Annotated in this window: 21 protein-coding genes; 14 read left to right on the top strand and 7 right to left on the bottom strand. The window is 45.2% G+C overall.

All coding sequences use genetic code 11. The features are described from left to right. Positions 1-49: 49 nt before the first annotated feature. The 3 genes from pckA to LAY41_RS19970 all read right to left on the bottom strand — a co-directional run bounded on the left by pckA (position 50) and on the right by LAY41_RS19970 (position 3,570). Entirely contained in the window at positions 50-1,720 is a 1,671-nt protein-coding gene (gene pckA / locus LAY41_RS19980) for a phosphoenolpyruvate carboxykinase (ATP) (RefSeq protein WP_249101945.1), read from the bottom strand. A gap of 395 nt (positions 1,721-2,115) precedes the next feature. Further along, complete coding sequence (gene larE, locus LAY41_RS19975) at positions 2,116-2,961, bottom strand: ATP-dependent sacrificial sulfur transferase LarE (RefSeq protein WP_249101942.1); 846 nt, start codon at positions 2,959-2,961, stop codon at positions 2,116-2,118. 12 nt (positions 2,962-2,973) lie between these two features. Next, positions 2,974-3,570 (bottom strand): Uma2 family endonuclease, encoded by a 597-nt coding sequence (locus LAY41_RS19970; RefSeq protein ID WP_249101940.1) that lies wholly within the window; start codon positions 3,568-3,570, stop codon positions 2,974-2,976. Positions 3,571-3,778: 208 nt separating this feature from the next. Between LAY41_RS19970 and LAY41_RS19965 the strand changes: the two genes are divergently transcribed. Together LAY41_RS19965 and vapC are read left to right on the top strand one after the other, a co-directional pair. Then, complete coding sequence (locus LAY41_RS19965; protein ID WP_249101938.1) at positions 3,779-3,976, top strand: type II toxin-antitoxin system VapB family antitoxin; 198 nt, start codon at positions 3,779-3,781, stop codon at positions 3,974-3,976. Beyond that, entirely contained in the window at positions 3,973-4,377 is a 405-nt protein-coding gene (gene vapC, locus LAY41_RS19960; RefSeq protein WP_249101937.1) for a type II toxin-antitoxin system VapC family toxin, read from the top strand. Before LAY41_RS19965 ends, vapC begins: the two co-directional genes overlap by 4 nt. 42 nt (positions 4,378-4,419) lie before the next feature. On the opposite strand, the gene LAY41_RS19955 is transcribed toward vapC, so the two are convergent. Both LAY41_RS19955 and rlmD read right to left on the bottom strand, forming a co-directional pair. Next, positions 4,420-5,556, bottom strand: coding sequence for an SUMF1/EgtB/PvdO family nonheme iron enzyme (locus LAY41_RS19955; RefSeq protein ID WP_338023026.1), 1,137 nt, complete (start codon positions 5,554-5,556; stop codon positions 4,420-4,422). A 222-nt stretch (positions 5,557-5,778) separates the two neighbouring features. Then, positions 5,779-7,191: a 23S rRNA (uracil(1939)-C(5))-methyltransferase RlmD gene (rlmD, locus tag LAY41_RS19950; RefSeq protein ID WP_249101935.1), complete on the bottom strand. Its 1,413-nt coding sequence runs from the start codon at positions 7,189-7,191 to the stop codon at positions 5,779-5,781. Between the two features lie 187 nt (positions 7,192-7,378). Here rlmD and LAY41_RS19945 point away from each other — a divergent pair, with 187 nt between their 5' ends. From LAY41_RS19945 to LAY41_RS19925, 5 genes are all read left to right on the top strand, one after another. Continuing rightward, a complete protein-coding gene (locus LAY41_RS19945) occupies positions 7,379-7,864 on the top strand; it encodes an allophycocyanin subunit alpha-B (RefSeq protein ID WP_249101933.1) in 486 nt (161 codons plus the stop codon). 809 nt (positions 7,865-8,673) lie between these two features. Continuing rightward, entirely contained in the window at positions 8,674-9,960 is a 1,287-nt protein-coding gene (locus LAY41_RS19940) for a PAS domain-containing sensor histidine kinase (RefSeq protein ID WP_249101931.1), read from the top strand. A 215-nt stretch (positions 9,961-10,175) separates the two neighbouring features. Beyond that, entirely contained in the window at positions 10,176-11,039 is an 864-nt protein-coding gene (locus LAY41_RS19935; RefSeq protein WP_249101929.1) for an Rpn family recombination-promoting nuclease/putative transposase, read from the top strand. Positions 11,040-11,204: 165 nt separating this feature from the next. Further along, a complete protein-coding gene (locus tag LAY41_RS19930; protein ID WP_249101927.1) occupies positions 11,205-11,417 on the top strand; it encodes a hypothetical protein in 213 nt (70 codons plus the stop codon). Beyond that, positions 11,417-11,785 carry a type II toxin-antitoxin system VapC family toxin gene (locus LAY41_RS19925; protein ID WP_249101924.1) on the top strand — a complete coding sequence of 123 codons (369 nt, stop codon included), beginning with the start codon at positions 11,417-11,419 and terminating at the stop codon, positions 11,783-11,785. Before LAY41_RS19930 ends, LAY41_RS19925 begins: the two co-directional genes overlap by 1 nt. A gap of 68 nt (positions 11,786-11,853) precedes the next feature. Here the strand turns inward: LAY41_RS19925 and LAY41_RS19920 are convergent, their stop codons facing one another. Next, positions 11,854-12,654, bottom strand: coding sequence for a hypothetical protein (locus tag LAY41_RS19920; protein ID WP_249101921.1), 801 nt, complete (start codon positions 12,652-12,654; stop codon positions 11,854-11,856). A 153-nt stretch (positions 12,655-12,807) separates the two neighbouring features. On the opposite strand from LAY41_RS19920, the gene LAY41_RS19915 reads away from it, so the two are divergent. The 6 genes from LAY41_RS19915 to purF all read left to right on the top strand — a co-directional run bounded on the left by LAY41_RS19915 (position 12,808) and on the right by purF (position 18,469). Continuing rightward, positions 12,808-13,167, top strand: coding sequence for a helix-turn-helix domain-containing protein (locus LAY41_RS19915; protein ID WP_249101917.1), 360 nt, complete (start codon positions 12,808-12,810; stop codon positions 13,165-13,167). 14 nt (positions 13,168-13,181) lie between these two features. After that, complete coding sequence (locus LAY41_RS19910; RefSeq protein ID WP_249101915.1) at positions 13,182-13,448, top strand: hypothetical protein; 267 nt, start codon at positions 13,182-13,184, stop codon at positions 13,446-13,448. A 75-nt stretch (positions 13,449-13,523) separates the two neighbouring features. After that, complete coding sequence (locus LAY41_RS19905; RefSeq protein ID WP_249101914.1) at positions 13,524-13,811, top strand: UPF0175 family protein; 288 nt, start codon at positions 13,524-13,526, stop codon at positions 13,809-13,811. A gap of 167 nt (positions 13,812-13,978) precedes the next feature. Continuing rightward, on the top strand, positions 13,979-14,215 hold the full coding sequence (locus tag LAY41_RS19900; protein WP_249101913.1) for a hypothetical protein: 237 nt from the start codon (positions 13,979-13,981) through the stop codon (positions 14,213-14,215). Positions 14,216-14,392: 177 nt separating this feature from the next. Beyond that, entirely contained in the window at positions 14,393-16,816 is a 2,424-nt protein-coding gene (gene purL / locus LAY41_RS19895; RefSeq protein WP_249101911.1) for a phosphoribosylformylglycinamidine synthase subunit PurL, read from the top strand. A gap of 156 nt (positions 16,817-16,972) precedes the next feature. Continuing rightward, the gene (gene purF / locus LAY41_RS19890) at positions 16,973-18,469 is read left to right on the top strand and encodes an amidophosphoribosyltransferase (protein WP_249101910.1); all 1,497 of its coding nucleotides are present in this window, start codon (positions 16,973-16,975) and stop codon (positions 18,467-18,469) included. Between the two features lie 456 nt (positions 18,470-18,925). Here the strand turns inward: purF and LAY41_RS19885 are convergent, their stop codons facing one another. Next, entirely contained in the window at positions 18,926-19,777 is an 852-nt protein-coding gene (locus LAY41_RS19885; protein ID WP_249101908.1) for a hypothetical protein, read from the bottom strand. Positions 19,778-20,025: 248 nt separating this feature from the next. Here LAY41_RS19885 and LAY41_RS19880 point away from each other — a divergent pair, with 248 nt between their 5' ends. After that, positions 20,026-21,234 (top strand): DUF4331 domain-containing protein, encoded by a 1,209-nt coding sequence (locus LAY41_RS19880; RefSeq protein ID WP_249101906.1) that lies wholly within the window; start codon positions 20,026-20,028, stop codon positions 21,232-21,234. The last annotated feature ends 34 nt before the right edge of the window (positions 21,235-21,268 follow it).

Raw genomic sequence — 21,268 nt, 5'->3', positions numbered from 1 at the left:
GGAGTTGAGTTTATTTACGCCCACCTACTTAATAAACCCGAATTTCATATTACTCCATACATGGGGCTGCCTCCATAATTTCCAGAGGAACTCGATGAAACTGCTTAAAGTTTTCTACAAAACGCCTAGCCAAAGCTCTCGCATGTTGCTCATAAGCTACGCGATCGCTCCAAGTCTTTTCAGGGTCTAAAATCGCGCTATTAACCCCAGGAACCGCTTCCGGTACTAAAATTTGGAAAATCGGGTGGTGATGAAATTTTACATGGTTTAACTCGCCATTAATAGCCGCCGCAACCATAGCGCGAGTATCTTTAATCTCGATGCGACGACCGACGCCAAAAGGCCCACCAGTCCACCCCGTATTCACCAGATACACATCAGCGTCGTGCTGGATGATTCTTTCATACAACATCTCAGCATAAATAGTAGGAGAAAGTGGCAGAAACGGCTTACCAAAACATGATGAAAAAGTAGCTTCCGGTTGAGTAACACCTCGTTCCGTACCCGCCAGCTTGCTGGTGTAACCGGACATGAAATGGTACATTGCCTGCCTATTAGTTAGTTTTGCGATCGGTGGCAAAACCCCAAACGCATCAGCCGTCAAAAAAATGACCGTTTTCGGATGACCTCCCACACCAGGAATAACACAATTGGGAATAAATTCTACCGGATAAGCTGCTCTGGTATTTTCCGTCAAGCTATCATCGTCATAATTTGGCACTCTGCTTTCTTCATCGAAAATTACATTTTCAATCAAAGCGCCAAAACGAAGCGCATCCCATATTTGCGGTTCGTTTTTCTTTGAAAGCCGAATTGTTTTGGCATAACATCCACCCTCAAAGTTAAATATTCCCTGTTCCGACCATCCATGTTCGTCATCGCCAATTAACCGGCGTGTCCGATCGGCAGATAAAGTTGTTTTACCAGTGCCAGAAAGTCCAAAAAATAAAGCCGTGTTGCCCTTTTCATCCATATTGGCAGCGCAGTGCATCGGCAAAACATTGCGTTTTGTCATCAAGTAGTTCATGAATGAGAAGACGGATTTTTTGATTTCACCAGCATACTGAGAACCGCCAATTAAAACGATTCTTTTGGCTAAGTTGAGAATAATGAACGCTTCGCTGTTGATGCCATCAATATCTGGATCTCCCTGGAAACCTGGAACCGCGATAACGGTGATATCAGAGTAATGATTTTTTAGTTCTTCTGCTGTTGGTCTGATGAAAAGTTGATGGGAAAATAAATTTTGCCAAGCCAGTTCATTAATCACTCTGACGCTTAGTTGGTATCTTGAATCGGCACCAACATAACCATCAAAGATATACAAGTCTTTGCTTTGAATATAAGCCAGCATCCGCTTGTAGATCCGGTCAAATTTTTCGACGGAAAGGGGAACATTGACGCTATTCCAATCTATTTCATCATGGATACTTGGTTCGTCAACTATGAATTTATCTTTAGGCGATCGGCCCGTGTATTTTCCCGTTCTCACAAAAAGAGCGCCATTGTTTCCCAAGACCCCTTCTCCCCTTGCTAAAGTGTGTTCCACTAGCTGAGGAACTGATAGATTGCGGTAGATCCGACCGGGGTTTTTTATGCCTAAAAACTCTAGTCCGTAAGACTTTCCATTCATCCCATTGCTAACTTGGCAAAAGGTCTGAGCTAAACCACTCAGACTTTTCAAGTTTAAAGAAGCTAGATCGTAAGTTTTTGTATTCATATAAACACCCATTTGTGAATGGGTTTGCACATACTTGTAGATAATTCGATGTTTACATATCCTTCTCAGCAAAAATGAGAATTTTTAATTCTACTTAACAAAGGTTTTTATTTATTAATAATTTATTTAGATTTGGGAAACTAAAGCTGATAAGACGCGCACAATAATATAAAGCTGAGCGGCTATTTGTAAATTTTATATGAAGTTTTCAACAATTTTTGTTAAACCGCTCCTAACCTTGCTATATATTAGACCTCTCCAAAAAAGAATGTAGAGACGTTGCATGCAACGTCTCTACAACGGCTCAAGGGTTAGCACCTTTAATTTCTGGAGAGGTCTATTGAAATAAATAGATTGAGGTGCGTTAGCTTTTAGCGTAACGCACCCTACTGCTGCTAGCCGATCGTCATCCCCGATCGTGTGGAATTGCGGATTTCTGGCGTCAAAACTTGATTCAATTTACCGCTGCGATAACCTTCCAAATCCAGGGTTACGTAGAGAAAGCCGAACTCCTGAAACGCCGACACCAATGTTGGCAAATCTGTAGTTAAAACAAACTCTTTTATTTGTTCGGGCGGTAATTCAATTTTGGCTGTATCTCCTTCGGAACGAACGCGCAAATTTCGCCAACCTAACTTACGCAAATATAGTTCGCATCTGCCTACTCTTTGCAATTTGGCGACAGTAATTTCTTCACCGTAAGGAAAGCGAGAACTCAGACAAGGTTGCGCTGGTTTATCCCACCAAGGTAAACCTAAATGTTTGGATATTTCTCGCACTTCTGCTTTAGTTATACCAACTTCTGCTAAAGGCGATCGGGCCCCCCTTTCTTTGGCCGCTTGTATCCCCGGACGATAATCTTTCAAATCGTCTGCATTCACCCCATCGACCACATAGGGATAACCGCGCTGCAACGCCAAAGGTTTGAGGGTGTCGTGCAATTCGCTTTTGCAAAAATAACAGCGATTTACAGGATTAGAGGTATAATTGGGATTCTCCATCTCGTGAGTTTGGATTACCTCATGGGGAATACCAATTTCAGCCGCTTGAATTCGCGCATCCTCCAAGTCTTCAGGCAGCAATGAGGGAGATTCGGCGGTGATGGCCAAGGCCCGATCGCCTAAGACATCATAAGCTATTTTTGCTACCAGCGTGCTATCAATGCCCCCAGAATACGCGATCGAGGCCCGATCCATTTCAGCAAATATTTGTTTGATTTTCTCTAATTTATGCAACACCATAAAAAAAATTTCCTACTCTCCGGCGGTTAATACCAGATCTACTGTTAATTCTAACTCAGGGAAAGTTCCAGACACAATACTATCGGAACCCGTAAATTCAACTGGTTCGTATAGTTCCTCAATCAGAGTAAAAACTGTCACTTTATTGGTTAACAGATCCACAATCCAATATTCTGGGATGTCTCGTACATTATACTCAACTCGCTTGGCTCGATAATCTGTCGTTTTTGTTGATTCGCTGACAACTTCTACTACTAACAATGGAGGCTGTTCGTTGAGTTCGATAACAGCCTCTCGGTTTCGCAAATCGCGCCATTGAGATAAGGAAATGACAACAACATCGGGGATGCGGGAAGTGTCCCATCGACCACCACGGGGAGAACGTATACCAATCAGCATTTGTTTAGATGTCCAGTCTAATCCTAGCCGTTGAATTTCAGAGCGAAAATTATCGTTGAGAAATTCGGCTACTCCACCGTGTTGTCCACTGCCAAGGCTCATAGGAACCAATTCTCCATTAACTAATTCGTAGCGAGTATCTGTACCATCGTTGTAAGCAAGGTACTCCTCAAAGGTGAGTCGTTTAGTTGTTACTGCGGTTGTTATCATGGCGAATTGCAAGAGGAAAAAAGCGATCGGGTAAATTTAGCGGATTTGCCAATAATCTAGTTATATCACTTCTGCTCAAATGATAGCTACCTCTGACGGCAAGGAAAAAGAAAAAAAGGTAAAGTGTAGACAGAAACCCGGTTTCTGGGCTGCAAACCGCTATAAAATATATGTAACCTGAATAATGCGATCGCTCTACCGAAGTCTAGTGACTAATATCCAAATTGACGAAACCCTCCTCCAAGAAGCCCTTGCACTGGGTAAACATCCTACAACCAGCGCGGCAATCGAGGCTGCGCTACGCGAGTACATCCAACACCGCAAGCAACTTAAAGTATTGGAACTTTTTGGCACTATTGACTACGACGAAGATTACGACTACAAGCAACAACGGCAAAAAATATGAAAGTAGTTGTCGATACTTCCGTTTGGTCACTAGCTTTACGGCGAAACGCACCAGCCGATGCGGGAGCAATCATCAGTCTTTTACGCGATTTGATTACTGACGGACGAGTTATTTTACTCGGAGCCATTCGCCAAGAAGTACTTTCTGGCATTCGTCATGCCGAACAGTTTACCAGATTGCGAGATTTGCTGCGCGCTTTCCCTGATTTGGAGCTAACAACCGAGGACTACGAACTAGCCGCCGAGTTCTTTAATACCTGTCGCACTCATGGTATTCAAGGTTCAAACACGGATTTTTTGCTATGTGCGGCGGCTCATCGTCGTGGGTACAGTATTCTCACAACAGATAAGGATTTTGAGAGTTTCCAAGTGCATATCCCAGTCGTCTTGCTACAGGTTTAGTATTTGTTGAGCGAGAGTTTAGTTTAATAGTATAAAGAGCTACTAATTCCACGGCGCAGCACAGACAACACGAAAACCAATCAGGCTGTCACTGTTGCCCGCATCTTGCCTGCTACGAGACGCCGAACGGCAGTATCCAGGACGGCTGCCCCACGAACCACCGCGCATTAGCCTGCCATTATTATTACTATCTTCTTCCCAAACACTGGCATCTATAGGGGCATCTTTATATTTATCATGCCAGGGGTCAGCACACCATTCCGAAACATTTCCGTGCATATCGTATAACCCAAAGTCATTCGGAAGAAAACTCCCCACATCTGTTGTCTGCTGATGAAAAATTCCTTTTGGTGCGGAAGCATAAATATAGTGTGCATTATAATTAGCTAATTCCGCCGTAATCGTTCTGCCAAAATGAAATGGCGTAGTGGTTCCCGCCCGACAAGCATATTCCCATTCTGCTTCGCTGGGTAAGCGGTAAATTTTCCCTGTTTCTCTGGAAAGGCGGGCGCAAAATTCTTCTACTTCATGCCAAGATATTTTTTCTACTGGTCGATTTGCGCCTTGAAAGTAAGATGGATTCGGATTCAAAGATATATTAATTTGGGGTAATGCAGCGACAACTTGCCATTGTGCTTGAGTTACTTGATATTTACCCATAAAAAACGATGGGACTGTTACTTGATGTTGGGGGATTTCGTTCCAGATCCATCCTATCCCATATTCTGGTGAACCCATCAGAAAAGTGCCACCTATAATTAACACCATTTCCAGAAAAACTCCATTCCCCAAGTCGTCTATGAAGTATCGGGCTTCCTGACGGCGACGACTGATTTCTTGCCCAAATACATCTACGGTTATGACATCAAACTCGCAGCGCGGAAGAAATTTATCTAGCTTATGTTTAACTTTTGGTTCTGTTCTATCTTTGAGGAGGGAATAAGCAGTAAATTTAATTTGCTTTGATTTATCTTGCAAAGCCTGAATTACCAAGTCTAAGCCTGCTTCTCCATATTTAAGCGCATCCCAAAGTGCAGCAATTCGCACTTCTACATCTGGGTAATTTAAGCGTCGTTTAACCCCTTCGATTCCTCCTAAGACAACGGCATTAATAAGGGGCGGATTTTGACCGCCCATTACGACATCAAACTCTCTCGGTTGATTAGGATTTTCTGTCATTGCACTTTCCTAAAAAAGCAGTTTGGTAATATTCAGATTTTGCACTACCCACTCACCCGCCTGTGAATTAATTCACAGGCTAATAGCGAAAGTCCACTGAAGTGGACTCAAGAAAGTTTTGCAGTCCACTTCAGTGGACTTTTGCTATTAGCCCGGAGGTTTGAACCCCAGGCGGGCGCGGGCTGGCGGGGGCCGGCGCGTGGGCAGATGTAAGCATTTGAGTCATAAGCTGCTACGCACCAAAAAAGCGGCTGCTTCAACGTGCGCTGTCTGCGGAAATAGATCGGCAGGTTGCACTCTTGTCAAGCGATATTCGCCGTTTTGACACAATAATTTGAGGTCGCGGGCGAGGGTAGCGGGTTTGCAACTGACGTAGACGATGCGATCGGGCCTTATTTGCAGTAAGGTATCGATGACAGACCGATCGCATCCCTTCCTCGGCGGATCTAACAACACAATATCCGGCGTCACTTCCAACTGGGGCAGCAATTTCTCCACTTCGCCAACTTGAAATGTGGCATTAGTTATCCCATTCAGTTCGGCATTCGTCTGCGCCTGTTCCACCGCCTCCGGTTGCACCTCCAAACCAATTGCTTGTCGCACTTGTCTCGCCAGAGGCAAAGTCATCGTACCGATACCGCAATAGGCATCCAGCAGCACCTCATCGCCTTGCAGATTCAACTCAGATGCGATCGCCTGCAACAGCGCCTCAGCTACCTCTGTGTAAACTTGAAAAAAGGTATCAGGCAGAATTTGGAACTGCAATCCGGCAAATTCCTCTCGCAGGTAAGGTTTCCCCGCAATACAACGAGTTTCCCCGCCGAAAATAGCATTTGTGCGATCGTCATTCCGATTCAGCGACACCCCCACCAAGTTGGGATACCGCTTCATCCACTCTTGCGCCTGCGCCTCGATCCCCAGCAACTTCCCATCCTTCACCACCAAAGTTAGCAGCATCTCACCTGTACGGCGTCCAATTCGTAACGCCAGATGCCGCACCTGTCCTTTGTGGCTCGTTTCATCGTACACCTGCCAACGCCGACGCTGGATATCCAGTTTCACCTCTGCCAGCAGCGGATTTAACCGCGCATCTTGCAAGGGACACTGATTCAGGTTAACTATTTTGTGGCTGGCTTTTTGGTAATATCCAGCTTGTATCTGTCCCGTGGATGATATTCCCAAGGGATAAGTCGCTTTGTTGCGATATCCCAACGCCGAGTCACCCGCCAAAATGCGATCGACGTTTGGATTATCAAATCCGCCAATGCGTTGCAAAGCTTGAATTACCTGATTTTGCTTCGTTTCTAGCTGGTACTGGTACTTAATCTGCTGCCACTGACAACCGCCGCACTTATCTGCCACAATACAGCTAGGGCGAATGCGGTAGGCAGATGGTTGTAAAATTTCATGTAGTTTGCCGTGAGCGTATCCGGGTTTAACGCGCACCAAGCGGACTAAAGCGCGATCGCCCACCACCATATCCGGTACAAACACCACCCGTTCCCCCCAACGCCCTACTCCGTCGCCAGAGTCAGTTAAATCTGCGATCGTCACCTCAACCAAATTGCCCTGTTCCCAAAGGTCTTCCGATTTTAGATTTTCTATTTTAGATTCTGAATTCTCAATTATCTCCATCTCCCTATCTCCCCATTTCCCTATCTCTGTTACCAGATAGCTTCAGATTTTGGATTTTAAACTTTAGATTGTGGATTTTGAATTCTCCCTCTCTCCCCCTCTCCCCCTCTCCCCCTCTTCCTTTGTGTCCTACAGACTCGTTAAACTACGTAATGTTATCGTGAGTTAGCGCAATCGCAATATCTATATGAGCGTAGTTAGCCAAGTCATTCTCAAAGCCGATGACGAACTTCGTTATCCTAGCACCGGCGAACTCAAGAGTATCAAAGAGTTTTTGCAAACGGGCATCCAGCGGACACGCATCGCCGCCACGCTTGCCGAAAACGAAAAAAAGATAGTTCAAGAAGCTAGCAAACTCCTGTGGCAGAAACGCCCCGACTTTATCTCCCCTGGCGGTAACGCTTACGGGCAGCGCGAACGGGCACTATGCTTGCGAGACTATGGCTGGTACTTGCGCTTGATCACCTATGGTGTTCTCTCTGGCGACAAAGATCCCATTGAGAAAATTGGTTTGATTGGCGTGCGGGAAATGTACAACTCCTTGGGCGTACCCGTACCCGGCATGGCTGAAGCCGTCCGCTGTTTGAAGAAAGCTTCTGTAGCACTTCTCACGGAAGATGATGCAGCTGAGGCAGCGCCTTACTTTGATTACATTATTCAGGCAATGTCCTAATTTCTGGGTCTTTAAAAATACCTAGAAACCGGGCTGGGCTGAAGCAAATTTTCCGTTGAAGACGCTAGCAAACTTCAACCCTTTGATTTTAACTTGTTTCCCCACCCTTACTCGTGCTTCTTGGCTGATTTGGTGTCAAGACACTGGCAAGCGGTGGGGAAATTTTAATGGCCCTCTCTCTTCCCCCTAGCCCCTAGCCCTAGCCCCTTCTCCATAAAGTTTTGTCAACAAAAAACCGACAGTCTGTAGTAGCTGTCGGCTGGTCGTGTATTCCCTGTCGATGACTCAGTTTGAGTTCAGTTATCTTGCAGTATGACGATTCAACGAAAGTGCGATCGCGATCTAAATCATCTATTATTGTGATTTATATCACTAACAGTACTGAGATTGTCGATCGTATCCTTGGGCCGATCGGGTCACAGAATACATACTTTTATAAACTATTTTATATGTAAAAAATTAATCTCTCGAAATCAGCATTGATTTGATGAAAAATAGGGATTAAGAAAAACTTATTTGTAATCAATGCTACAACTTAAATTAATCTATTAGTCTACCTTAGATAAAAGGAGAAAAATGTGAATTGCTGGTTACATTTTCTCTTATAGCGCCGCCCACCTAATTTTTGCTGCAATACCTAGAAAAAGTGTAAAAACTTGCACTCAGTCTAGCAGAAAGATTGAAGCTTTGGCCCACAAAGATTCCCTACTTTTTTCAGCCCAACTAAAAACTTGACTACTTGAAAATTACTCAAGTTACGATTTTCGATAACAAATTTTCGTGTCGTTATTCATGGAGTTTTTTAACAAATGTCTTGGAATGTCGAACATGAAGTTTATAGTACTCAGGCTCTTGAAATTACACCAGAATTTGCATCCAGCGTATCTACCAAAAGAGAGATATTAGAGCAAACGCTGCTGGAAACAGAAATAAAGTATCGCAGCCTTTTTGAAAACGCCCTAGTGGGGATCTTTCAAGCTACAAATAATGGTAAGTACTTAATAGCAAACCCAACACTAGCTCGCATCTATGGTTACGAATCGCCATCAGAATTTATCGCGACTGTTACAGACATCAAAGAGCAGTTATATGTCGATCCCAATCGGCATATAGAGTTAATGAATTTGTTGCAAGATTGCAATGTAGTGTACAGATTTGAATCCCAAGTATATCGCAAAGATGGCAGTGCGATCTGGATTTCTGAAAATGTACGCGCTATCTATGATAGCAACGGTCAATTGCTAAGTTATGAAGGAAGTGTAGAGGAGATCACCGAACGCAAGTATTCTGAAGAAATGATGCACGCCAAATTGGCAAAAGAAAAAGAAATTAATGAGATAAAATCTCGCTTTTTGTCAATGGTATGTCACGATCTGCGTACATTTCTAACGATTATTATAACAACTAGCGACTTGCTAAAACTGCACGGTAATAAGTTTACGGCGAAAGATAGAAGACAGTATTTTGAAAAAATTACAGTGACAGTCAAAAGCATGAATGAATTGTTAGAAGGATTTCTGGCAATTAGCAAAGCTGAATGTGGAAAAAAAACCACTCGGATACCGCCATTTGAACTGAAATCTTTCTGCCAAGCTATTTGGCAAGATGTTCAGACAATTACAAAAACAACGCATAGGCTTGCCTTTATCAGCACTTGTCAGAATGTAACTTTAGTATCGGAGAAAACACTGCTCAGGCAAATTTTAATGAATTTGCTTTTAAACGCTGTAAAATATTCGCCACAGGACAGTACAATTTACTTCGATCTAAGTTGCCAAAAAAACCAAATAAGTTTTCGCATCAAAGATGAGGGTGTGGGCATTCCCCAAGAAGATCGAGAACACTTATTTGAAGTATTTCATAGAGCGAGTAATGTCTTAAACTTTTCGGGTACAGGGCTAGGAATGGCAATTGTGAAGAGAGGCGTAGAATTATATGGCGGTACAATTTTGGTTGAAAGTGAAGTAGGCTGCGGAACGACTTTTACCGTAATTCTGCCAACTATTTGTACTAAACTAGCTACGAGCGAGTGGGAGAATAAAATTTTCTGTGTTTGTGACGAGAGTTATCACTCTCACCACCATTGTAACCACTAGCAAAAACTGATAAGGTTGGTTCTTTCGTGTCAAATACGCTGTTGTAGGAACACCGCATAATTAAATTTTTCGGATAACCGACATATTTATGATGCCGTGTCCCTACAAAAATGTCGCTCTTGAACATTAGCATAATAATCCCCAAAGAGCCGTGCGATCGCACCCTAATCATGCCAAAATAAAGTTAATCAATCCCGGCATCACAACCAACCCCTGTGAAAACAGACACAATTTTCTATCAACTCTTCCAAACTTTTCCCAGTCTCTTATTTGAACTAATCGGTCAATCCCCATCACTAGCTAATAGCTATGAATTCTCTTCACGAGAAATCAAAGAACTAGCGCGTACCTTCGATGGTTTATTTTTACCGCCTGAAAATGCCATTGACCAACCGATTTACTTTGTTGAGGTACAGTTTCAGCCCAAATCTGACTTTTACTGGCGCTTCTTCACCGAAATTTTTGTTTACCTCGGTCAATACAAACCTACCTACGATTGGCGTGCCGTAGCAATATTTGCTAGTCGCAATCTAGATTCGGGAGTGCCAATGCAGTATCGAGGTTTGCTGATGAGTCAGCAAGTCACATTTGTATATCTCGATGAGTTAGCAGAAATAGCATCTCCTTCTTTATCTATCGGCATGGTACAGCTAGTAGTTGGAACCCAGGAGACAGCAGTTCAGCTAACTCATCAACTCATGCAGCAAGCACGGACGCAATTGTCGGATGAAGCACTCAAGCAAAAAGTTCTAGAATTGATTGAGAGCATATTGGTTTACAAGTTTACCACGTTAAGTCGCCAGGAGATAGAGGCTATGTTTGGATTAAGTGACTTAAAGCAGACGCGGGTTTATCAAGAAGCTAAGCAAGAAGGCAAGCTGGAAGGTAAACTGGAAGGCAAGCTGGAAGGTAAGCTGGAAGGTAAGCTGGAAGGTAAGCTGGAAGGTAAGCTGGAATCTGTGCCGGGGTTCTTGGCAATTGGATTAAGTGTGGAACAGATAGCCTTGGCGTTAGGCTTGGATGTTGAAGCAGTGAGACAGGCTGCACAAGCGTCTGCTGGCGATCGGATAGAAGGATAATTTATCGGGATTTAGATTAGGGCCGATCGCAATTTCATGCCATAGTAAATGAAAAAGCGATCGCGCTTTAATCTCTTCCTTGACAAAATGGCGATCGCTTTTCACCCATTCTTAGCTTTAAAACTATGATAAAATAGTAAAATATTCAATCTCTAACCTTCAGTTATGTTACCTTTTCGCAAAAAAATTGTTACGGATGAATCCATGCGACCAGTCGCCGTATTGATTGATTATGAAGACTGGCAGAAAATTGAACAACTATTAGAGGCATCTCAAGTGCTAGAAAAAGAAGAGTTTAATATTTCTAAGTATGCAGGCGTTATAAAATTAACTGAAGACCCTTTGCAGTATCAGCAACAAATGAGGGATGAGTGGTAGTGACCCAACCTTTAATTTTGTTAGACACCAATATAGTTTTATACTTTCTGGGCGGTCGGCTCTTCGATCCTTTGCCAGCAGGAGAATATTTTTTATCGGTGATTACGGAAATTGAATTGCTATATTATCCAAGTATAAGTGTAGATGAAGAGACACAAATTCGTAATTTTTTGACTAAAATTACAGTAGTGGCAATAGAAGCTAATATCAAAGAATTAACTATTGGCTTACGTAAAAAGTATAGGCTGAGATTGCCAGATGCAATAATTGCAGCAACAGCACAATCTTTAAATGCAACCTTATTAACGAATGATGTAACATTAGCTAAGTTGACAGAGATTACTACACAGTCAGTGCAGATATTGTGAAATAGAGCGATCGCACTCCCATTTTGCAAAATGGGAGTGCGATCGCTTTCTCATTACTTCAAATAAAATCATTTAACCTCAATGTAAACAGGATCAATTCCTTTTTGTGGAGTATTGCGGTAGATACAAGTGTAATTACCGCGTAATAAAGCCCCAAAACTATTTTGAGAATCAACTTTACCATATACTACGTACACACCTTTTACAACTTCGGAGACTATTGGTTCTTCGGGAAACTGTGCCGTAGCAGGTGCTTTTAATAAGATCGGAACAGCAGCACGACAGCTGGCACCCAAGATGGCAACCTCTTCAGGTTTTGCAGATACAGTTCCCGTCACAGTAGCTTGAAACTTCTCCTTTCCTATTAAAAGTTCAGCTAGTTTACAAAGTTGTTTACCAATTGGATCTTGATTAGAATCGCATATACTGGTAGATTGACTTGAAGAATTGGCTGATGCTGGTTGATTGCTAGTCGTAACTCTATCAAAATCTAGTAGAGATCTAGTATTTGGATAATATCTTGCCCATCTCTGAATATCGGGTCTATTACTCCACTGAGAGCGACTTACTGTTATTGACATAATTGGTGTCATTAAACCATTATTTTGACCAGTAACTACAATGTAAGCATCAGTAACTAAAATGTCACTGTCAAAACTACGTTGAACTGCCGATCTCGCCACTGACTCAGCCCTGCGGATAATAGTGTCGTAGCTTTCATTAGGCTGGCGATCTAATGAAATGTTAATTCTTTGGATATATGCTTGGGCAATTTGCGGTTCGATCCCCTCTTGAACTAAATATAAGCCTCCTGTAAATCCAAACAAAACTACTATGCTCAAACGAGCAAGCCACTGTTTTCTAGCCATAGTTAATTATTCACGCTCTGATGAGTTCACCTCAGTAGCGAAAATCTCATCGGCTTAAACTTTACATGAATATCGTATATCTATACGTTAAACGTATAGAGCCTTCTTAACAAAAATTATAGGATTTTACTGTCCTTCACACGATTTCCTGATATGGCGTTCTCCTTGGGCAAGCGCCTTAAGGCTACCCGCGAATCACTCGGTCTTACTCAAGAGCAAGTCATTGAGCAGCTGGAGAATCGTTATGGGATAACACTGAGCCAACAAGCCATATCGTGTGTCGAGAACGGGAAGCGCAAGGTAGACGCCGAGAAGGAGTTACCCGCTTTCGCAGGCGTCTATGGCAAAACCATCGACTACTTCTACGAAACTTTAGAATTACCCACCACACCCCCACCCCCACCCATCCCCAAACGCAAGTCAGCCATCACAGTCGATCTAGACGCCCTCACCCACCGCGATAAGCTAGAACTAGCAGCAGAACTGATCCACAACGTTTTGCAACAAACCTAGCTAGTGGGGGCCACATGGAAATAGAACAGAAAGACATCACCTTAATTAATGAAGCACAGCGTCGTTTAGATCGGCTTTCCCCAGAACGGTTGCGAGTAGCCGTTGATTTCCTCGCTTATCTGCAAGAAAGAGAAGAAAACGAGGCAACTGAGGAACTGTTGAGCATCCCCGGTTTTGAGGATGAACTCCGTGAAGCCCAACAGCAGGCTGAAGCGGGAGAAGTTGTGCCTTTCGAGAGCGATCTTCACAATAGACCTAGACGCCCTGACCGATCGCGATAAACTAGAACTAGCAGCAGAACTTATTCACACAACGTTTTGCAACAAACCTAATTAAGCTAAGGTGGTTTTAAAGCCGTGCAACAATCAGAAATAGAAATCAAATTCAATTTAGAGATTTCACAAATACCTGAAGCAGTCAGGTTAGAAGCAGAAAACAAAGCAAAAGAAGCCTACGTAATGACATTATTGCGGCATAACGAGATCGGTAGCGGACGAGCAGCGGAAATATTAGGTATTCCTCGCGTGGAAGTTATCGACTTGATGAGTGAATATGACATCTCGCCGTTTCCGGATCAGACTAGAGAAGAGTTAGAGCGTGAAGTATCTGAAACCCTTCGGATGTTGGAGAAATATAAAAAGTGATTGTCATTGCAGACACCACACCCTTGAGCGAACTAGCAAAAGTGGGACAGATGAATTTACTGCGTGATGTATTTGGGCTACAAGCTCCTCACCCACCCCGATAAGCTAGAACTAGCAGCAGAACCGATACACAACGTTTTGCAACAAACCTAGCTAGTGGGGTAAGAATGGAAACCAAGCCAGTAGAAAAATTATCCAAATCCGATGAAATAGAATCGGCAAATAGACAAACTCAAACAAATCTATCCAGCGATAACAGAGTTGACCATAATATTCCCTCTCACAAAGACACAACGGAGGATAATAGTTCCACTCTTGTGGCTGAAGATGCAGAAGTATGGAAAGCTTATTTAGCTGTAGAACAACGATGGGAAGAGGTTTTTCGTCGCCTTGCAGACTCCTAAATTTGTCCCTAATTCCGAAGTTATAGCCATTAGCCAACGCCGGGTGGCAAGATTTGGCGGAACTGCTGGTGTCAGAGATGCAGGCTTGCTAGATTCATTCTTAGAGAAACACATAAAGCAAAAGTAGTGGCAGAAATCTAGATAAAATTAACTTTGTGCTATCTGTGCAAAGGTTCCATGTCTACCAGTTCTCCCTTTTCTCCCGAAGAAATTGCTGCTGAAGGTCTCAAGCCTGAAGAATACCAAGAAATCGTCAAACGCCTCGATCGCCATCCCAACAAAGCCGAACTGGGGATGTTTGGCGTCATGTGGTCAGAACACTGCTGCTACAAGAACTCCCGACCCCTACTCAAACAGTTTCCCACCGAGGGAGAAAGAATTTTAGTTGGCCCCGGAGAAAACGCCGGAGTAGTAGACTTAGGCGACGGACTCCGACTCGCCTTTAAAATCGAATCCCACAACCACCCCTCAGCAGTCGAACCGTTTCAAGGTGCGGCGACAGGCGTGGGAGGCATCCTCCGCGATATCTTTACAATGGGGGCGCGTCCTATAGCCCTATTGAACTCCCTCCGCTTTGGTTCTCTGGAAGATGCGCGTACCAGACGCTTGTTCAGTGGCGTGGTATCGGGAATCTCGCACTACGGTAATTGCGTTGGAGTACCCACAGTCGGCGGTGAAGTTTACTTCGATCGGGCCTACTCGGAAAATCCTTTGGTAAATGTGATGGCACTGGGGTTGATGGAAACCCAGGATATCGTAAAATCTGGTGCAGTAGGAATCGGCAATCCCGTGCTTTATGTCGGTTCTACCACCGGACGAGATGGTATGGGAGGCGCAAGTTTTGCCAGTGCGGAACTTAGCGACGCTTCAATGGACGATCGGCCCGCAGTCCAAGTAGGCGATCCTTTCCTAGAAAAATCCCTGATCGAAGCTTGTCTGGAAGCCTTCAAAACAGGCGCTGTTGTCGCCGCACAAGATATGGGTGCAGCTGGTATTACCTGTTCGACTTCGGAAATGGCAGCTAAAGGCGGTGTGGGAATTGAACTGGATTTAGATAAAATCCCAGTTAGGGAAAGTGGGATGGTTCCCTACGAATATTTACTCTCAGAATCCCAAGAACGGATGTTGTTTGTTGCACATATTGGACGCGAACAGGAATTAATTGATATTTTCCATAGATGGGGACTGCAAGCGGTAGTCGCAGGAACGGTAATTTCAGAGCCGATCGTGCGAATCTTATTTCAGGGTAAAGTCGCGGCGGAAGTTCCAGCTACTGCTTTAGCCGATAACACACCCATTTATCACCGAGAACTACTAGCCGAACCTCCAGAATATGCCCGGAAAGCCTGGGAATGGACAGCGGAATCTCTCCCTCCCTGTACCGCATCTGGGATCGAAATCCAAGGAAATATGCAAACTTGGAATGATATTTTACTGACTTTGTTGGATAATCCGACGATCGCATCTAAACGTTGGGTTTATCGCCAGTATGACCATCAAGTGCAGAACAATACCGTAATTTTACCCGGTGGCGCAGATGCTGCGGTTGTGCGGATTCGCCCAGCTGAAGAAGTCCCCAATCCAAAATCCCCAATCCTCTCTAGCGAAGGTGGGCATCGTGACGGGAACCGCCAAGACGCCCACTTCGCGCCAAATCTAAAATTGGGCGTCGCTGCAACTGTTGATTGCAATTCCCGTTACGTCTATCTCAATCCCTACGAAGGTGCCAAAGCAGTAGTAGCAGAAGCTGCACGCAACCTCAGCTGTGTAGGCGCAGAACCTTTGGCAGTTACAGATAACCTCAATTTCGGCAGTCCAGAAAAGCCTGTAGGTTATTGGCAACTGGCAGAAGCTTGTCGGGGAATAGCTGAAGCTTGTCGAGAATTTAGTACACCTGTGACTGGTGGCAATGTTTCTCTGTACAACGAAACTCTGGATAGTGAAGGAAATCCTCAACCTATTTACCCAACTCCGGTTGTGGGAATGGTAGGGTTAATTTCCGATCTCACCAAGATTTGCGGTCAAGGTTGGCAAGCAGAAGGAGATTTAATTTATCTTTTGGGTTTGCCTTTGCAATCCAAAATCCCAAATCCCAAATCCCAAATCGATTTGGGTGCGTCTGAGTATTTAGCCGCAATTCATGGTATTATCGCCGGAACTCCGCCAGTGGTAGATTTTGAGATGGAACGTCTGGTGCAAGCTGCCTGTCGGGAGGGAATTCGGCAAGGTTGGGTGCGATCGGCCCATGACTGTGCAGAGGGAGGATTCGCAGTTGCACTCTCGGAATCTTGCATTAGCAGTCGCTTGGGTGCCCAAATCGATTTAGGCATGACCTCAACAGAAGTTATGCGTTGGGATCGTCTGCTTTTTGGGGAAGGCGGCGCAAGAATTATTGTTTCGGTAGAGCAAGAGCGATCGGAAATTTGGGAATCCTATTTAAAGGAGCAACTGGGCAAATATTGGCAAAAAATCGGTCAAGTCGGTAATGCCGATACAGATTTACGGGTAATTACGGCTGACAACCACCTTGTAATCGGCGTTAGCATTGCAGATGTGTGCGATCGCTCACTGAATGCTATTGAACGCCGTTTAACAATTTAGCCAACCAGCTCAATGCCTCTGTATAAAAAGATGAGCGCAATTACCTTAAATAGCGGTATTGTTAAGAGCTGATTAAGGTAGGTAAACTTTTCTTAATATCCCGCTTGATGAGCGAGCCCTCTGACTCAATATCCTTATTAGGAGCAAAGCCGTAGCATGACCCCCAACGATCCCCTCTCTTGTGACGAGTATCCCAGCATGGACAACGAGGCGCAAAACGATAAACCAGAGGAAGCCTGTGGTGTGTTTGGCATCTATGCACCCGGAGAAGATGTCGCCAAGTTAACTTACTTTGGGCTGTACGCCTTACAGCACCGAGGTCAAGAATCGGCTGGTATCGCCACCTTTGACGGCTCAAGCGTGCATTTGCACAAAGAGATGGGATTGGTGTCGCAAGTCTTTAACGAAACCATCTTGAATAGCCTGACAGGCAATTTAGCAGTTGGTCATACCCGTTACTCTACTACTGGTTCCAGTCGCGTTGTCAACGCCCAGCCAGCAGTGGTAGAAACTCGCCTGGGTTCGATTGCATTAGCACACAATGGGAATCTGGTCAATACGCCGGAATTACGAGAGGAATTGCTGCGGCGGGACTGTATTTTAGTCAGCACAACCGATTCAGAGATGATCGCCCATGCTATTGCCGAAGAAATCAACGAAGGCAAAGATTGGTTAGAAGGCGCGATCCGAGCATTTCACAAGTGTCAGGGAGCTTTTAGTTTAGCGATCGGCACCCCCGCTGGCCTCATGGGCGTCCGCGACCCCAACGGTATTCGTCCCCTGGTAATTGGCACGATCGTGACGGGCGAAGACACCCGTACCACCCGCTACGTCCTCGCCTCCGAAACCTGCGGTTTAGACATTATCGGTGCCGAATACCTGCGAGATGTGGAACCAGGAGAATTAGTTTGGATCACTGAAGCGGGTTTGGCTTCCTTCCACTGGACTCAGCAGCCAAAACGCAAACTTTGCATCTTTGAAATGATCTACTTTGCCCGTCCAGATAGCATCATGGAGGGCGAAAGTCTGTACAGCTACCGGCTGCGGCTGGGGCGTCAGCTGGCAGGCGAATCACCAGTTGATGCCGACATCGTTATCGGCGTACCAGATTCAGGCATTCCTGCTGCCATAGGCTTTTCCCAAACCTCTGGCATTCCCTACGCCGAAGGTTTGATTAAAAATCGCTACGTCGGTCGCACCTTCATCCAGCCAACTCAAAAAATGCGCGAGACTGGTCTCCGCATGAAGCTAAATCCCCTCAAAGATGTTTTGGCTGGTAAACGCATTGTCATTGTCGATGACTCCATTGTTCGGGGAACCACCAGTCGCAAACTTGTCAAAACATTGCGGGATGCCGGTGCTACCGAAGTTCATATGCGGATTTCATCGCCGCCAGTGACTCACCCCTGCTTCTACGGTATTGACACCGATAGTCAAGATCAGCTGATTGCCGCCACCAAGTCTGTGGCAGAGATTGGCAAACAAATCGAGGTTGACTCCCTGGCTTATCTGAGTTGGGATGGTATGCTCAAAGCCACGGGAGAAGACCCCAGCAGTTTCTGTTCTGCCTGCTTCACAGGCGATTATCCCATACCAGTTCCAGAGATGATAAAACGCTCCAAACTGATTTTAGAAAAAGTGGGTAGCTGTTAGCTATTAACTATTAGTTAGCCTTGAAATTATCGTTCTTGGGTTGAACCTGGGAACGATAATTTTATCGGGGAATTTGTATATAGCAAAGTGCTGAGTGCTGTGTTTGTAAGCTGAAACGCACCTAATTCACATATCCTGGATGGCAGGAATGCCTACCCGACAAGAGTTAGGCTTTTTTGAGTTATACAGTTTAAATGCGGAGCAGCTTACTCAGCACTTAGGTATGTTGTTGCGCTTCAGCGCTATCTTATAGCTAGGGGCTAGGGGCTAGCGTTGAGGGGAGAGGGAAAAGGTTACTCCGTAAGGGATTTGGAAAAGAAGTAAGAGTTGGAGTTGCCCTAACCGACTTTCGTCGGTTGCTATAAAAAGCTAGGATTTACGAAACAGTCCTGAAAGCGCTGAAGCGCAACAACATACCAAATATTTCATTATGGCAATCGACCCGACATGACATTACTAGCCAACAAGGAAAGTCGCATTGCCGGTAGATTGACTGATGATATTCAGAGATGTTGCTCCTTGAAGAATACCAACTAGGTCTCCGGAGGATGTAAGAATATTGATACCTCCATTAGCAACCTGAGGAATGTAGTCTTCTGGGTTTCCTGCTAGCTGGATAGAATCAGTGCCAGGGGTAAAATTCCGAATTAGCGCGTAGTCATTATTACCGCCATCCACATAGAACGGTTGAGGGTCAACACCTGGTAATTCACTACCTGCGCCAAGAATAAATGTATCTCTTCCGGCTCCCCCAATCAGAACATCAACTTCTCCGGCTCCATAACTATCATATTTTGTAAAGCCAGTAGAATCAACGTTGATGCCAACTCCGAGAATTTGCGTGACATTTCCTGTGCCATTAATAACATCATTCACGCTGGTTCCAGCAAAAGTTCCCAGGCGGTTCTCGGTCTGTCCATTCGTTATATAGTGTTGGAAGCCAGAGCTTAAAGAACCAGCAGCCACAGCAGCCGCTATATCTGGATTTGCACCTAAATAAGCACTCTCGTTGAAAAAACTGCCAAAAATAGCAGCACGACCCTCATCGAATCCCGCGAGGAAGTAGTGTTGCAACCCAGATCTAAAAACCCCAGCATTAACGGCTGCACTCACATCGGGGTTGCCAAGTAGATAATTTTGTTCGCTATAAAATGGTGATATTCGAGTTCGACCTTCCTGCAAACCAGACACGCTAAAGTGCTGAAAGCCAGAGGTAAAAGTTCCAGCGGCAACAGCTGCTGCTACATCAGGGTTTGTCGCCAGATAAAACTGCTCGTTAAATAAATCAAAAGGAACTACTGAAGTCATGCTTTACTCCAAAATTGACACTGATAAAGTAGAAATAGTGAATGATAATCGCGACGATTACAATCTCTCGATCGGTGGATCTTTTAAGGAGACTTAGGGGCTGTAAGCCCTCCGGCCTACTCGCTGCCGACAGAAGAAATTAAATTTTTGGCTAGATAAGGAAAAAATTTTCAGCCGCTAGCTGCTATGATACCATAGAAAGTGATAGTGTGATAATTAATTTAGGAATTGGAGCAAAAGTAACAAGAATGAAAATAAAAAACACAATCCGAGTAGGATTAATTGCCTTGGTATTATCTGCGATCGGTGGCTTCGGCGGCTCACTGTTCTTAAGGGCTTCCGACCATGACGACGGCGAAGTGGACACCAAGGGTCGCAATTTGAACTTGACTGACTTGTACGTATTTCGAGAAAGAGACCAGAATCCTAATGCTGCTGAGGGTGACCTGGTTTTTATTATGAACAGCAATCCGCGATCGGTCGCTCGTCAGCAATATTACTTCAGCTCCACCGCCCGCTACGAATTCAAAGTGACGCGCATTGCCAACAACGATGCTGCTGCCACAGGCCAAAGCAACGTAGTCCTGCGATTCGAGTTTAGCCCGCCCAATCCCAGAGGCCAGCAGAACATCACCGTCACAGCCATCAGAGACGGCGCTACCGCAACAGCACAGAATCTGCGTACTACCCCGCTCAATACCGCCCCCATAGCTAACCAAGTATCCTTGGGCGGCTCTACCCTGAGCGTCTTTGCTGGCCTGCGGGAAGACCCGTTCTTCTTCGACGTGGAACAATTCTTCCGCGTTCGCGCCGGACTGGCTGGCATTGGCCCCAGCGTAGGCTTCCGCAGCCCCGGCCTCGATTTTACTGGCGGTTACAACGTCAATACCATTGCTGTGCGGGTGCCGCGTCAGTTCTTGCAAGCCGGAACCCCCGTCACAACTTTCGATGTTTGGCAAACCATCTCGGCACGCAGACCAGACGGCACATACGCACAAGTGGAACGGTTAGCTCGGCCAGCGGTCAACGAAGGCTTAGTCCTTACTAACGACTTCCTGAACGCGCTCAACGGTGTTGGCCCCGATTTCGAGGCCGCTGCCCTAGCCGGTCAGCAACCAGCCGCTCGCATTGCTGGCCCTATTGTCGGCGAAGCAAAACGGACACTGCTGGCTCTTGGAAATAGCGATGCTCGCGCCACCTCCTTGCTGGGAGCCTTTCTGCCCGACGTAATGCGGATCGACACCACCCAACCCAGCGGCTATGGCAACGCCCTTAACGGCAGGGGTAGCCCGATTCGCGGTCGCTTGATCCGAGATGATGTCATAGATATCACCTTAAGCGTCCTCAGCAACGGCGCGGTTACCAGCGATAACGTATCCTACGACGGGCCAAATCTAGGCGGTAGAGGTCACAAGCCAGTGCTGGGTGCGTTCCCCTATGTGCCCGAACCGAATTAAACAAAATTTAAAATGTCAGATTGCAGATTAAAAA

Source organism: Argonema galeatum A003/A1 (genome assembly GCF_023333595.1).
In the GTDB taxonomy this organism is placed as follows: domain Bacteria; phylum Cyanobacteriota; class Cyanobacteriia; order Cyanobacteriales; family Aerosakkonemataceae; genus Argonema; species Argonema galeatum.
Note: the sequence above shows the minus strand (reverse complement) of the source record. Positions and strands in the feature narration are given on the sequence as shown.

Excerpts from the sequence above, each read along its gene's own strand:
- vapC (WP_249101937.1), top strand. The coding sequence starts at position 3,973 with ATGAAAGTAGTTGTCGATACTTCCGTTTGGTCACTAGCTTTACGGCGA.
- LAY41_RS19930 (WP_249101927.1), top strand. The coding sequence starts at position 11,205 with ATGTTACCTTTTCGCAAAAAAATTGTTACGGATGAATCCATGCGACCA.
- LAY41_RS19885 (WP_249101908.1), bottom strand. The coding sequence starts at position 19,777 with ATGACTTCAGTAGTTCCTTTTGATTTATTTAACGAGCAGTTTTATCTG.
- purL (WP_249101911.1), top strand. The coding sequence starts at position 14,393 with ATGTCTACCAGTTCTCCCTTTTCTCCCGAAGAAATTGCTGCTGAAGGT.
- LAY41_RS19940 (WP_249101931.1), top strand. The coding sequence starts at position 8,674 with ATGTCTTGGAATGTCGAACATGAAGTTTATAGTACTCAGGCTCTTGAA.
- purF (WP_249101910.1), top strand. The coding sequence starts at position 16,973 with ATGACCCCCAACGATCCCCTCTCTTGTGACGAGTATCCCAGCATGGAC.
- LAY41_RS19900 (WP_249101913.1), top strand. The coding sequence starts at position 13,979 with ATGGAAACCAAGCCAGTAGAAAAATTATCCAAATCCGATGAAATAGAA.
- rlmD (WP_249101935.1), bottom strand. The coding sequence starts at position 7,191 with ATGGAGATAATTGAGAATTCAGAATCTAAAATAGAAAATCTAAAATCG.
- LAY41_RS19880 (WP_249101906.1), top strand. The coding sequence starts at position 20,026 with ATGAAAATAAAAAACACAATCCGAGTAGGATTAATTGCCTTGGTATTA.
- pckA (WP_249101945.1), bottom strand. The coding sequence starts at position 1,720 with ATGAATACAAAAACTTACGATCTAGCTTCTTTAAACTTGAAAAGTCTG.
- LAY41_RS19955 (WP_338023026.1), bottom strand. The coding sequence starts at position 5,556 with ATGACAGAAAATCCTAATCAACCGAGAGAGTTTGATGTCGTAATGGGC.
- LAY41_RS19945 (WP_249101933.1), top strand. The coding sequence starts at position 7,379 with ATGAGCGTAGTTAGCCAAGTCATTCTCAAAGCCGATGACGAACTTCGT.
- larE (WP_249101942.1), bottom strand. The coding sequence starts at position 2,961 with ATGGTGTTGCATAAATTAGAGAAAATCAAACAAATATTTGCTGAAATG.
- LAY41_RS19915 (WP_249101917.1), top strand. The coding sequence starts at position 12,808 with ATGGCGTTCTCCTTGGGCAAGCGCCTTAAGGCTACCCGCGAATCACTC.
- LAY41_RS19970 (WP_249101940.1), bottom strand. The coding sequence starts at position 3,570 with ATGATAACAACCGCAGTAACAACTAAACGACTCACCTTTGAGGAGTAC.
- LAY41_RS19910 (WP_249101915.1), top strand. The coding sequence starts at position 13,182 with ATGGAAATAGAACAGAAAGACATCACCTTAATTAATGAAGCACAGCGT.
- LAY41_RS19920 (WP_249101921.1), bottom strand. The coding sequence starts at position 12,654 with ATGGCTAGAAAACAGTGGCTTGCTCGTTTGAGCATAGTAGTTTTGTTT.